The organism is Streptococcus mitis (assembly GCF_047462815.1).
Lineage (GTDB): Bacteria > Bacillota > Bacilli > Lactobacillales > Streptococcaceae > Streptococcus > Streptococcus mitis_DO.
The window spans coordinates 93,518-107,038 of record NZ_JASHFB010000007.1; the positions used below are offsets into that span (position 1 = coordinate 93,518).

Sequence of the window (13,521 nt, forward strand, 5' to 3'; positions counted from 1 at the left end):
TCTAGGTTAGGAACATGAATCTAAAAAAATTTAAAAAAGTTGTATGTAAAGGTTTACAAAATAACTTACTTGTGCTATACTTAAATCACAAGTTAATACAAGGTGAGTGTTACTAAGTAATATTAGGCATGATCACAGGTGAATTAGAAATCGGATGATTTTCTAGTTCATTTGTGGTCATTTTTTATACTCATATACCTTTAAGATATAAAAGGAGGTTTACATGTATCGAATTCTAAATCCAATGAATCACAATGTCTCGCTTGTCAGAAATGATAAAGGAGAAGAAGTGATTGTGATTGGTAAGGGGATTACATTTGGAAAGAAGAAAGGGGATTTGATTGCTGAACATCAGGTTGAGAAAATCTTTCGGATGAAGACCGAAGAGTCAAGAGAAAACTTTATGGCTCTTCTCAAAGATGTTCCGCTTGATTTTATCACAGTGACCTATGAAATCATTGATAAGCTATCAAAGAAATATCATTATCCGATTCAAGAGTATCTCTACGTAACCTTGACAGATCATATTTACTGTTCTTACCAAGCTCTAGCACAAGGAAGGTACAAGGATAGTAATCTACCAGATATTTCCGCTAAGTATCCTGTTGCTTTTCAAATCGCAAATGAAGCATTTGAAATTTATCGTCAAAAACTGACCGATCATTTTCCTGAGGACGAAATTATTCGGATTGCTTATCATTTCATTAATGCCGAAGGTGAAAATGAAGTGGAACTTGTGGAGTCGATTGATAAGAGGAAAGAAATTCTCAGGAATGTTGAAGAAGTTTTAACGGACTATGCAATTCAACGAACTAAAGAGAATAACCATTTCTATGATCGTTTTATGATTCATTTGAATTATTTCTTGGATTATTTAGACAGATCTAGAGATGATAACCAATCACTTCTGGATATGGAAGATCATATTAAACAATCCTATCCAAAAGCCTTCGAGATTGGTTCCAAAATCTATGATGTGATTACACAACATACGGGTCTTGATTTGTATAAAAGTGAACGAGTTTATCTAGTTCTACATATCCAACGTTTATTGTCATAAAAATTTAATTAAAACTATATAAGGAGAATTCTATCATGAATAGAGAAGAAGTAACATTGTTAGGTTTTGAAATCGTAGCCTATGCTGGCGATGCTCGTTCAAAACTATTGGAAGCCTTGAAGACTGCTGAAGCTGGTGATTTTGAAAAAGCGGACGCTCTGGTAGAGGAAGCTGGTAGCTGTATCGCAGAGGCACACCACGCGCAAACAAGTCTATTGACTAAGGAAGCTTCTGGTGAGGACTTAGCGTATAGTGTGACCATGATGCATGGCCAAGACCACTTGATGACAACTGTCTTGTTAAAAGATTTGATGCACCACTTAATCGAACTTTATAAGAGAGGAGTTAAATAATGAATAAACTAATTGCATTTATCGAGAAAGGAAAACCTTTCTTTGAGAAATTATCTCGTAATATCTATCTTCGTGCTATTCGTGATGGTTTCATTGCAGGTATGCCTGTTATTCTCTTCTCAAGTATTTTTATCTTGATTGCCTTTGTACCAAACTCATGGGGCTTTAAATGGTCTGATGAAGTTGTAGCCTTTCTTATGAAACCTTACAGCTATTCAATGGGTATTCTGGCTCTCTTGGTAGCTGGTACAACAGCTAAGTCATTGACCGACTCAGTAAACCGTAGCATGGAGAAAACCAATCAAATCAACTATATGTCAACACTGTTAGCAGCGATTGTTGGTTTGTTGATGTTGGCAGCTGATCCTATCGAAAATGGTCTAGCTACTGAATTCTTGGGGACAAAAGGTTTGCTTTCAGCCTTCCTTGCTGCCTTTGTTACTGTAGCTATCTATAAGGTTTGTGTTAAGAACAACGTCACTATTCGTATGCCTGACGAAGTTCCACCAAATATCTCACAAGTCTTTAAAGATGTGATTCCATTCACTCTATCTGTTGTTTCTCTTTATGCTCTTGACTTATTAGCACGTCATTTTGTTGGTTCTAGCGTAGCAGAATCAATCGGTAAATTCTTTGCACCATTATTCTCTGCTGCTGATGGTTATCTAGGTATTACGATTATCTTTGGTGCCTTTGCCTTCTTCTGGTTTGTTGGTATCCATGGTCCATCTATCGTTGAGCCTGCTATCGCAGCTATTACCTATGCAAATGCCGAAGTCAACTTGAACCTTCTTCAACAAGGTATGCACGCTGACAAGATTCTTACTTCTGGTACACAAATGTTTATCGTTACCATGGGTGGTACTGGTGCGACACTGGTTGTTCCATTCATGTTCATGTGGTTAACAAAATCTAAACGTAACCGTGCAATTGGTCGTGCTTCAGTAGTTCCAACATTCTTTGGTGTAAATGAACCAATCTTGTTTGGTGCACCGCTTGTATTGAACCCGATTTTCTTCATTCCATTTATTTTTGCCCCTATCGCAAACGTTTGGATTTTCAAATTCTTTATTGAAACACTTGGAATGAACTCATTTACTGCTAATCTACCATGGACAACTCCAGCTCCACTAGGTCTAGTTCTTGGCACGAACTTCCAAGTTCTATCATTCATTCTTGCTGCTCTTCTAATCGTGGTTGACGTAGTAATTTACTACCCATTCCTTAAAGTATATGATGAACAAATTCTTGAAGAAGAACGTTCAGGTAATTCTAATGATGAATTGAAAGAAAAAGTTGCTGCAAACTTCAACACTGCAAAAGCAGATGCTATTCTTGAAAAAGCGGGTGTCGATGCAGCACAAAATACCATCACTGAAGAAACAAATGTCCTCGTTCTCTGTGCAGGTGGAGGTACAAGTGGTCTCCTTGCAAATGCTTTGAACAAGGCAGCTGCAGAATACAATGTTCCTGTGAAAGCAGCAGCAGGTGGCTATGGTGCTCACCGTGAAATGTTGCCAGAGTTTGATCTTGTTATCCTTGCCCCTCAAGTTGCTTCAAACTTTGAAGATATGAAAGCAGAAACAGATAAACTCGGTATTAAACTTGCGAAAACAGAAGGCGCTCAATACATCAAATTAACCCGTGATGGAAAAGGTGCTCTTGCATTCGTACAAGCTCAATTCGATTAACGATAGGGACTATGAAATAGTCTCCTATCGTTACGGAAATCGCTATGGCGAATTTCCTAATCGCCTTATTAATTCGTCGGTAAAAAGATATCGTTTTTACCTCCTCATGTCACAATTCGATTAATAATAGGGACTGTGAAATAGTCTCCTATCGTTACGGAAATCGCTATGGCGAATTTCCTAATCGCCTTATTAATTCGTCGGTAAAAAGATATCGTTTTTACCTCCTCATGTCACAATTCGATTAAGGCTAGGGACCCTGAAATAGTCTCCTATCGTTACGGAAATCGCTATGGCGAATTTCCTAATCGCCTTATTAATTCGTCGGTAAAAAGATATCGTTTTTACCTCCTCATGTCACAATTTGGTGACTCGGTACAAGAAGTGAGATGGAGAAGGATGGCTCACTGACTCCTCTCCTCTCACTTTTACTTTATTTTAAATCAAGAAATAGGTGAAAAAAATGACAAAAACACTTCCAAAAGACTTTATTTTTGGTGGCGCAACAGCTGCTTATCAAGCAGAAGGTGCTACACATACTGATGGAAAAGGACCAGTTGCGTGGGATAAATATCTTGAAGATAATTACTGGTACACTGCAGAACCAGCCAGTGACTTTTACAATCGATATCCAGTTGACCTCAAGTTGGCAGAAGAGTATGGTGTCAATGGTATTCGAATTTCTATTGCCTGGTCACGTATTTTCCCGACTGGTTATGGCCAAGTAAATGCTAAAGGTGTTGAATTTTATCATAATCTATTTGCAGAGTGTCACAAACGTCACGTTGAGCCCTTTGTAACTCTTCATCACTTTGACACACCAGAAGCTCTCCACTCAAATGGCGACTTTTTAAACCGTGAAAACATTGAACACTTTGTAGACTACGCGGCTTTCTGTTTTGAAGAATTCCCAGAAGTAAACTATTGGACAACCTTTAATGAAATTGGGCCAATCGGTGATGGTCAATACTTGGTTGGTAAATTCCCTCCAGGTATTCAGTACGACCTTGCCAAAGTTTTCCAATCGCACCACAATATGATGGTTTCTCATGCACGCGCTGTGAAACTATATAAAGATAAAGGCTATAAAGGTGAAATTGGTGTTGTTCACGCTCTGCCAACCAAGTATCCTTTAGATCCTGAAAATCCTGCAGATGTTATTGCGGCAGAGTTGGAGGACATTATCCATAACAAATTTATCTTGGATGCAACTTATCTGGGTCACTACTCTGAAAAGACTCTGGCAGGGGTAGAGGCTATCTTGGCTGCCAATGGTGGTAGCTTAGATCTTCGTGAAGAAGATTTCGAAGTATTAGAAGCCGCAAAAGACTTGAATGACTTCCTAGGAATTAACTACTATATGAGTGATTGGATGGAAGCATTTGATGGAGAAACTGAAATCATCCATAATGGTAAGGGTGAAAAAGGAAGCTCTAAATACCAAATCAAAGGTGTTGGTCGTCGTGTAGCTCCTGACTATGTACCACGTACGGATTGGGATTGGATTATCTACCCTCAAGGTTTGTATGACCAAATCATGCGCGTGAAGAAAGATTATCCTAACTATAAGAAAATCTACATCACTGAAAATGGACTTGGTTATAAAGATGAGTTCGTCGATAACACTGTTTACGATGATGGCCGTATTGATTATGTGAAACAACACTTGGAAGTCTTGTCTGATGCTATTGCAGATGGAGCAAATGTAAAAGGTTACTTCATTTGGTCATTAATGGATGTCTTCTCATGGTCAAACGGTTATGAAAAACGTTACGGTCTCTTCTATGTAGACTTTGAAACCCAAGAACGTTATCCTAAGAAATCAGCTCACTGGTACAAGAAAGTAGCGGAAAGTCAGATTATAGACTAGTAGAATTAGTAATTAGATATAGAATTATAGTGAGGCAAAAGATGTTCAAAGATTTTATCCAATCTATTTATGAAAAAGTTTATATTATCAATTTTGATAAATGTTCTCAAATACCTTGTTTGACGAATGAAGAACTGAAAAAACTTGGGAAATGGTATGTCTCTACCGGTAAAGAATGGATTTGCCATTCAGACTATGAGCTGGAAGAGTTTAAAAATATCTTTTTAAATTTTATCAGTCCTGAAGAACGGGATAATATCTCCTTTGATTCAGATTTTATGCCGTTTCAACAACCATAAAGAATCTAGGAAACTCTTTGTAAAAATCTTCATCAAAAAAATGCGTCATATCAAGATTCTTATTTTCTTGATATGACGCATTTTATATTTTATCAATTCTCAGTTTTATGGTTTAGAAAGGATAATTTTTGTTTGTTTTGAAAGTTGTTCGAAGGTTTCTTTGCTCAGTTTAGAGTCTGAAACGATGGTATCAATATCAGAGATATTGTAGAAGGTATAAAAATCAAATTTATTGAACTTACTATTGTCAGCTAGTAAGTATTTTTTATTGGAATTGTTGAGGGCGATGCGTTGGGATTCACCTTCCTCTTCACTAAAGGTCGCAATCGCATTGTCCTGAATACCATTACAGCTAACGAAAGCTTTAGAAAATTGAAGATTGGATAAGTTTTGCAAGGTTAGTGTTCCCACAAAGGCTCCAGTGATAGAGCGGTAGTTTCCACCAATTAAAATCAAATCTGTTAGTTTTCGTTCGTTTAGGATGAGAAAGACTGGTAAACTGTTTGTTACAACACGAATATTATCAATTGGAAGTTCACGGGCAAAAGATTCTAAGGTCGTACCAGGGCCGATAAAAATAGTTTCACCCTCATCAATTAAATGGCCTGCAAAACGGCTAATTTCTTGTTTTTCTGCGATTTGTAAGCTTTGTTTTTCGATATTGGAACGTTCATTATTTAAAATGGAACCTGTGCGAATTTTCTCAGCTCCCCCGTGTACTCGAACAAGTAGATCCTTGTCTGCCAACTCTTGCAAGTAGCGTCTAGCAGTCATATCTGATACATCCAAGCGAGTCATGATTTCTTTTACAGTAATAGTTCCCTTTGTATTTACCGTTTCTAGAATATTATCTAGTTTTTCCTGCTTTAACATCGTTATCACCTCTATTTCTATTACTATTTTATCATAAAGTATACAATCAATCAATTTAAAAAAACAAAAGAAAACAAAAACAAAAATATCATGGTTATTTTAAACAAACCATGATGTTTTTATCACTTATAAAATAGATGACCTTAGTCCAAACCGTAGTTGTAGTCATCGTCTTGCATAGCTTCAACTTCACCAAGAAGGTAACCATTTCCGACTTGAGAGAAGAAGTCGTGGTTGGATGTTCCTGTTGAAATACCGTTCATAACGATTGGATTGACATCATCTGCTGAATCTGGGAAGAGTGGATCTTGTCCCAGGTTCATGAGAGCTTTATTGGCATTGTAGCGAAGGAAGGTTTTGACTTCTTCCGTCCAACCAACACCATCATAGAGACTTTCTGTATAACCTTCTTCATTTTCATAAAGAGTGTAGAGAAGGTCGTACATCCATTCTTTGAGTTTTTCTTGCTCTTCTTCAGGTAATTCATTGAAACCGAGTTGGAATTTGTAACCGATGTAGGTTCCGTGAACAGACTCATCACGAATGATCAATTTAATGATTTCCGCAACGTTGGCTAGTTTGTTATTACCGAGGTAGTAGAGGGGAGTGAAGAAACCTGAGTAGAAGAGGAAGGTTTCAAGGAAGACGCTGGCAACTTTCTTTTCAAGTGGGCTACCGTTTAGGTAGATTTCGTTGACGATCTCAGCCTTCTTTTGTAGGTAAGGATTGGTATTGGTCCATTCGAAAATTTCTTCAATCTCAGCCTTAGTATTCAAGGTAGAAAAGATTGATGAATAAGATTTAGCGTGGACAGATTCCATAAATTGGATGTTATTGAAAACAGCTTCCTCATGGGGTGTACGGATGTCTGCGCGAAGGGCTTGAACCCCAGTTTCAGATTGCATAGTATCGAGAAGTGTTAAACCACCAAAGACTTTTCCAACTAAGTCTTTTTCTACATTTGATAGCTTTCTCCAGTCATCCAAGTCATTTGACAAGGGAATACGAGTGTCGAGCCAGAATTGCTCTGTCAGTTTTTCCCAGGTTGATTTGTCGATGACATCTTCGATGGCATTCCAGTTAATGGCTTTGTAGTAAGTTTCCATTTTGAAATCTCTTTCTGTGTTTAGTATTGCGAACTCACAATTATCTCTATTTTATCATAATTCTAGAGGAGTATCGCACAAAAAGTCGGAAGCCCGACTTTTTGTTATTTCATAGTATAGATGCTTATTCCAGTTTAGTTTAGCAGGGTGAATGAATCACTTATCTGAGAAAATGTAGTTTCCTCAAGCAAAGATTAAATCACACAGCTTTCACATTGGTTAGCACCGACTTCTCCACCATCATCTGTAAAGGTACGGACGTAGTAGATAGACTTGATACCCTTGTTAAAGGCATAGTTACGAAGGATAGACAAGTCACGTGTCGTTTGTTTGTTTTCTTTCTTCCATTCGTAAAGACCTTTTGGAATGTCACTACGCATGAAGAGAGTGAGTGAAAGTCCTTGGTCTACGTGCTCAGTCGCAGCAGCGTAAACATCAATCACTTTACGCATATCCATGTCGTAAGCAGAAGTGTAGTAAGGAATGGTTTCTGTTGACAAGCCAGCAGCAGGATAGTAGATTTTACCGATTTTCTTTTCTTGGCGTTCTTCGATACGTTGCGTAATCGGGTGGATAGAAGCAGAAACGTCATTGATGTAACTGATAGAACCATTTGGAGCTACAGCAAGGCGGTTTTGATGGTAAAGACCATCTGCTTGAACCTTTTCGCGAAGTTCAGCCCAGTCAGCAGCGCTTGGAATAAAGACATCTTTGAAGAGTTCTTTAACACGGTCTGATTTTGGAACAAATTCGCCTGTAATATACTTGTCAAAGTAGCTTCCGTTAGCATAGTCTGATTTTTCAAAGTTGTGGAAGGTAATACCACGTTCACGCGCGATATTGTTTGACTCAACCAAAGTCCAGTAGTTCATAAGCATGAAGTAGATGCTTGTAAATTCAACAGACTCAGGCGATCCATATTCAATCAATTGTTGGGCAAGGTAGCTGTGAAGTCCCATAGCACCAAGACCAAAGGTATGGGCTTGGCTATTTCCGTGGTCGATGGTAGGAACAGCTACGATGTGCGAACTATCTGTAACGAAAGTAAGGGCACGAACCATAGCACGAATAGAACGACCAAAATCAGGTGAAGTCATCATGTTGACTACGTTGGTTGAACCAAGGTTACATGAAACATCCGTTCCCATTTGCAGGAATTCTTGAGCATCGTTGATCAAGCTTGGTTCTTGGACTTGAAGAATCTCAGAACACAAGTTACTCATGATAATCTTACCATCAACTGGGTTTGCACGGTTAGCCGTATCAATGTTGACGACATAAGGGTAGCCAGACTCTTGTTGCAATTTAGAGATTTCAGTTTCCAAATCACGCGCCTTGATTTTTGTCTTGCGGATATTTGGATTTGCGACTAGTTCATCGTATTTTTCAGTGATGTCGATGTAGTTAAATGGCACACCGTATTCAAGTTCTACAGAGTATGGGCTGAAGAGGTACATTTCTTCATTTTTACGTGCTAATTCGTAGAATTTATCTGGTACTACAACACCAAGTGAAAGTGTCTTAACACGAACTTTTTCATCAGCGTTTTCTTTCTTAGTTGAAAGGAAGGCGATGATATCTGGGTGAAAGACGTTGAGGTAGACAACACCGGCACCTTGACGTTGCCCCAATTGGTTAGAGTAAGAGAAGCTGTCTTCGAAGAGTTTCATAACTGGTACGACACCAGAAGCTGCTCCTTCATAACCTTTGATAGGTGCACCAGCTTCACGAAGGTTGCTGAGAGTAATTCCCACACCACCACCAATACGTGAAAGTTGAAGGGCAGAGTTGATAGAACGTCCGATAGAGTTCATGTCATCTGTGACCTGAATCAAGAAACAGGATACCAACTCCCCACGACGAGCACGTCCAGCATTCAAGAAGGAAGGAGTAGCAGGTTGGTAGCGTTGGTGGATGATTTCATTGGCAATATCAATTGCAACGGCTTCATCACCGTCGGCGAAATAAAGCGCATTAAAGAAGACACGGTCTTCCATACTTTCAAGATAATATTCACCGTCGTTTGTCTTCAAGGCATATTGATTGTAAAATTTATAAGCTGCCATGAAAGACTTGAATTGGAAATTTTGATCTTTGATAAATTGCGACAATTCTTCCAAAAATTCTGGACGGTATTTCTTGATAAAGGCTGTTTCGATGTAGTTGTGTTCAATGAGGTAGTTGATTTTATCTTTGATTGAATCAAAAACCATAGTGTTTGGAACGACATTTTCTTTAAAGAAAGCATCCAAGGCTTCCTTATCTTTATGAAGCATGATTTGTCCATTGACAGGACGGTTGATTTCGTTATTGAGACGGAAGTAGGTCACGTCCTCAAGATGTTTTAATCCCATAAAATTTCCCTTATCTAATTACAAAAGAAAGGCTTCTAAGTTAGCCCTAGAAGCAGTTTCTTCTGGATGATGTACTAAGATTATGCTAATTGTTTCAGTTTTCCTGGTTGGAAACCTGAAAAGACTTCAGTTGGTGTTTGGATAACAGGAGCTGCGCTGAAACCGAGCTCTTTAACTTGATCGATGTACTCAGGTTGCTCATCAAGATTGATTTCGCGATAAGCGACATTATTACTGTCCAAGAAACGTTTGGTCATCTTACATTGGACACAGTTGTTTTTAGAATAAACGGTTACCATTGTGTAACTCCTCTTTCAAAATAGATTACTTTCTTAGTATATCAGAAATTGAAATTTTGTCAACGATTTAAAACTAAATATAGTGGTTTGTTTTTATACACAGCTAAACAAAACACAATATGTAGTGTTTGCTTTGCGAAATAGTGATAATTATCCTATAAGTTGTTTTTTGGAAAACTATATCCTGTGTTTTGTCATCTAGGATAGAAGATTTTCAGCAAGTTATCTGAAAGGAAATTGAATAAATCCCATAAAATGCTTGAAAAAAATCCTAGAAGATGATATAATACCAAATTGTAAGGGTTATCACATATAACTCAAAAAAGAAAGAACAAAAGGAGAGTCAAACTATGGCTTCTAAAGATTTCCACGTAGTGGCAGAAACAGGTATTCACGCACGTCCAGCAACATTGTTGGTACAAACTGCTAGCAAATTTGCTTCAGATATCACTCTTGAGTACAAAGGTAAATCAGTTAACCTTAAATCAATCATGGGTGTTATGAGTCTTGGTGTTGGCCAAGGTGCTGACGTAACTATCTCAGCTGAAGGTGCAGATGCAGATGACGCTATCGCTGCAATCTCAGAAACAATGGAAAAAGAAGGATTGGCATAAGGAAAATGACAGAAATGCTTAAAGGAATCGCGGCATCTGACGGTGTTGCAGTTGCAAAAGCATATCTACTCGTTCAACCGGATTTGTCATTCGAGACTGTTTCAGTCGAAGATACAAACGCAGAAGAGGCTCGTTTGGATGTAGCTCTTGAAGCTTCTCAAAACGAGCTTTCTCTTATCCGTGAGAAAGCTGTAGGTACGCTTGGTGAAGAAGCGGCTCAAGTTTTTGACGCTCATTTGATGGTTCTTTCTGACCCAGAATTGATTGGTCAGATCAAAGAAACAATCCGTGCTAAGAAAGTCAACGCAGAAGCAGGTCTTAAAGAGGTGACTGACATGTTCATCACTATCTTTGAAGGCATGGAAGACAACCCATACATGCAAGAACGTGCAGCGGATATCCGCGACGTGACAAAACGTGTATTGGCAAACCTTCTTGGTAAAAAATTGCCAAACCCAGCTTCTATCAATGAAGAAGTAATCGTAATTGCGCATGACTTGACACCATCTGATACAGCTCAATTGGACAAAAACTTTGTAAAAGCTTTTGTAACAAATATCGGTGGACGTACAAGCCACTCAGCTATCATGGCACGTACACTTGAAATTGCAGCTGTATTGGGAACAAACAACATCACTGAAGTAGTGAAAGACGGCGATATCCTTGCCGTTAACGGAATTACTGGTGAAGTGATTATCAACCCAACAGATGAACAAGCGGCAGAATTTAAAGCAGCTGGTGAAGCTTATGCTAAACAAAAAGCTGAATGGGCACTTTTGAAAGATGCTCAAACAGTGACTGCTGACGGTAAACACTTCGAGTTGGCTGCTAACATCGGTACTCCAAAAGACGTTGAAGGTGTTAACAACAACGGTGCAGAAGCTGTTGGACTTTACCGTACAGAGTTCTTGTACATGGATTCTCAAGACTTCCCAACTGAAGATGAGCAGTATGAAGCATACAAGGCTGTTCTTGAGGGAATGAATGGTAAACCAGTGGTTGTTCGTACAATGGATATCGGTGGAGATAAGGAACTTCCTTACTTCGATATGCCACATGAAATGAACCCATTCCTTGGATTCCGTGCCCTTCGTATCTCTATTTCTGAAACTGGAGATGCAATGTTCCGTACACAAATCCGTGCCCTTCTTCGTGCTTCTGTTCATGGTCAATTGCGTATCATGTTCCCAATGGTTGCCCTCTTGAAAGAATTCCGTGCAGCTAAAGCAGTTTATGAAGAAGAAAAAGCAAACCTTCTTGCTGAAGGTGTTGCAGTTGCGGATGATATCCAAGTTGGTATCATGATTGAAATCCCTGCAGCAGCGATGCTTGCAGACCAATTTGCAAAAGAAGTAGACTTCATGTCAATTGGTACAAACGACTTGATCCAATACTCAATGGCGGCAGACCGTATGAACGAACAAGTTTCATACCTTTACCAACCATATAACCCATCAATCCTTCGCTTGATTAACAACGTTATCAAGGCAGCTCACGCTGAAGGTAAATGGGCTGGTATGTGTGGTGAGATGGCTGGTGACCAAAAAGCTGTTCCACTTCTTGTCGGAATGGGCTTGGATGAGTTCTCTATGTCAGCAACATCAGTACTTCGTACACGTAGCTTGATGAAGAAATTGGATACTGCTAAGATGGAAGAGTACGCTAACCGTGCCCTTACAGAGTGTTCAACAATGGAAGAAGTTCTTGAACTTCAAAAAGAATACGTTAACTTCGATTAATGTCATTAACCTTGTAACTTAGTTGCAAGGTTTTTTGATACATTCGGGAATAGTATAGTCTTATAAAGTACACTTTTCAATGGAACAGAGGCATGATATAATAAGGGGAAGTAAATAGAATAAGAGAGAAACCATGTCTAAAGAAATTGATATTGAGTACTACCACCAGCTAGCCTTGCAAAAGCAAAAGGAACACCGTAAAATTTTAGCCAATCTAAAGAAAAAACCTCCTAAAAACCTAGACAAGATAGCCCAGCAGATTCACCAAGAAGTTTTTGAGGAAATTGATTGCACTGCCTGTGCCAACTGTTGCAAGACATTGGGACCTGACTTTAAAGAAGCGGATATCACACGGATTGCTAAGTATTTTAAGATGAAATTACCAGCTTTTGAAGCGGAGTTTCTGCAGGTAGATGAAGATGGGGATAAGGTTTTTAAATCCATGCCTTGTCCCTTTCTAGGAGGAGATAATCTTTGTTCCATCTATGACGTTCGTCCAAAGGCCTGTCGAGAGTTCCCCCATACAGATCGCAAAAAGATCCATCAAATCAACCATTTGACGATTAAGAATACTTTGACCTGTCCAGCAGCCTATCTCTTTGTTGAGAAATTAAAGGATAAGTTATAGAGATTTAAAGGATAAAAAATCTCTAATAATAACTAGTAATATGAAGGGAGTACTCCTGTGCCTAGACCGAAAACAAAAGAGGAGCTAATGCTGGCCTCTAAGGAAAACTATGAAAAGCTCAATCGTTTCATCTCCCAACTAAGTGAAGATGAGCTACAGACTCCATTTGATTTTTCAAGGGACCCAAAGAAAAAAGAAGCTCACTGGAAAAGGGATAAAAATCTACGGGATGTCTTGATCCATCTTTATGAATGGCAGCAGTTACTTTTGACTTGGGTACATTCTAATCAAAAAGGTCACGAAAGACCTTTTCTTCCTGAACCTTATAATTGGAAAACTTATGGAGAAATGAATGTCGTTTTTTGGAAGAAGCACCAGAAAACGTCCTTAGAGGAAGCGACTAGACTCTTAGAACAATCACATAAAGAGGTTTTAGAGTTGATAGAAGTTTTTAGCAATGACGAACTCTTTGCCAAAGGTATCTATCAGTGGACGGGAGGGACAAGTCTAGGTTCTTACTTTGTCAGTAACACCTCCAGTCATTATGATTGGGCTCTGAAAAAACTCAAAGCTCATCGGAAGAATTGTAAGGGATAGATGGCCTATTTGAAATAGAAAGAATGAGTTCTTTTAAA

At 38.7% G+C, this 13,521-nt stretch carries 13 protein-coding genes; 9 read left to right on the plus strand and 4 right to left on the minus strand.

Annotated features, from left to right (window positions below; genetic code table 11):
- Positions 1-223: 223 nt before the first annotated feature.
- The 5 genes from QM865_RS05125 (at position 224) to QM865_RS05145 (ending at position 5,273) form a co-directional block, all read left to right on the plus strand.
- Complete coding sequence (locus QM865_RS05125) at positions 224-1,060, plus strand: PRD domain-containing protein (RefSeq protein ID WP_203175455.1); 837 nt, start codon at positions 224-226, stop codon at positions 1,058-1,060.
- 35 nt (positions 1,061-1,095) lie between these two features.
- On the plus strand, positions 1,096-1,413 hold the full coding sequence (locus QM865_RS05130) for a PTS lactose/cellobiose transporter subunit IIA (RefSeq protein ID WP_153193776.1): 318 nt from the start codon (positions 1,096-1,098) through the stop codon (positions 1,411-1,413).
- Positions 1,413-3,104, plus strand: coding sequence for a lactose-specific PTS transporter subunit EIIC (locus tag QM865_RS05135; protein ID WP_414306171.1), 1,692 nt, complete (start codon positions 1,413-1,415; stop codon positions 3,102-3,104). The genes QM865_RS05130 and QM865_RS05135 overlap by 1 nt, the downstream gene beginning before the upstream one ends.
- A 463-nt stretch (positions 3,105-3,567) precedes the next feature.
- Positions 3,568-4,974, plus strand: a complete 1,407-nt coding sequence (gene lacG / locus QM865_RS05140; RefSeq protein ID WP_261030549.1) for a 6-phospho-beta-galactosidase — start codon at positions 3,568-3,570, stop codon at positions 4,972-4,974.
- 41 nt (positions 4,975-5,015) lie between these two features.
- Entirely contained in the window at positions 5,016-5,273 is a 258-nt protein-coding gene (locus QM865_RS05145) for a DUF3884 family protein (protein ID WP_261030544.1), read from the plus strand.
- A gap of 105 nt (positions 5,274-5,378) precedes the next feature.
- Here the strand turns inward: QM865_RS05145 and QM865_RS05150 are convergent, their stop codons facing one another.
- From QM865_RS05150 to nrdH, 4 genes are all read right to left on the minus strand, one after another.
- A complete protein-coding gene (locus QM865_RS05150) occupies positions 5,379-6,146 on the minus strand; it encodes a DeoR/GlpR family DNA-binding transcription regulator (protein ID WP_261030540.1) in 768 nt (255 codons plus the stop codon).
- A gap of 143 nt (positions 6,147-6,289) precedes the next feature.
- Positions 6,290-7,252: a class 1b ribonucleoside-diphosphate reductase subunit beta gene (gene nrdF, locus QM865_RS05155; RefSeq protein WP_000451386.1), complete on the minus strand. Its 963-nt coding sequence runs from the start codon at positions 7,250-7,252 to the stop codon at positions 6,290-6,292.
- Positions 7,253-7,446: 194 nt separating this feature from the next.
- Positions 7,447-9,606: a class 1b ribonucleoside-diphosphate reductase subunit alpha gene (gene nrdE / locus QM865_RS05160; RefSeq protein WP_265528299.1), complete on the minus strand. Its 2,160-nt coding sequence runs from the start codon at positions 9,604-9,606 to the stop codon at positions 7,447-7,449.
- Between the two features lie 80 nt (positions 9,607-9,686).
- Complete coding sequence (gene nrdH / locus QM865_RS05165; protein WP_000259240.1) at positions 9,687-9,905, minus strand: glutaredoxin-like protein NrdH; 219 nt, start codon at positions 9,903-9,905, stop codon at positions 9,687-9,689.
- Positions 9,906-10,255: 350 nt separating this feature from the next.
- Here nrdH and QM865_RS05170 point away from each other — a divergent pair, with 350 nt between their 5' ends.
- From QM865_RS05170 to QM865_RS05185, 4 genes are all read left to right on the plus strand, one after another.
- Positions 10,256-10,519 carry a phosphocarrier protein HPr gene (locus QM865_RS05170; protein ID WP_000146947.1) on the plus strand — a complete coding sequence of 88 codons (264 nt, stop codon included), beginning with the start codon at positions 10,256-10,258 and terminating at the stop codon, positions 10,517-10,519.
- A gap of 5 nt (positions 10,520-10,524) precedes the next feature.
- Positions 10,525-12,258: a phosphoenolpyruvate--protein phosphotransferase gene (ptsP, locus tag QM865_RS05175; protein WP_020902391.1), complete on the plus strand. Its 1,734-nt coding sequence runs from the start codon at positions 10,525-10,527 to the stop codon at positions 12,256-12,258.
- Positions 12,259-12,391: 133 nt separating this feature from the next.
- Positions 12,392-12,886 carry a YkgJ family cysteine cluster protein gene (locus QM865_RS05180; RefSeq protein ID WP_000031466.1) on the plus strand — a complete coding sequence of 165 codons (495 nt, stop codon included), beginning with the start codon at positions 12,392-12,394 and terminating at the stop codon, positions 12,884-12,886.
- Between the two features lie 57 nt (positions 12,887-12,943).
- Positions 12,944-13,483 (plus strand): ClbS/DfsB family four-helix bundle protein, encoded by a 540-nt coding sequence (locus QM865_RS05185; RefSeq protein WP_414306172.1) that lies wholly within the window; start codon positions 12,944-12,946, stop codon positions 13,481-13,483.
- The last annotated feature ends 38 nt before the right edge of the window (positions 13,484-13,521 follow it).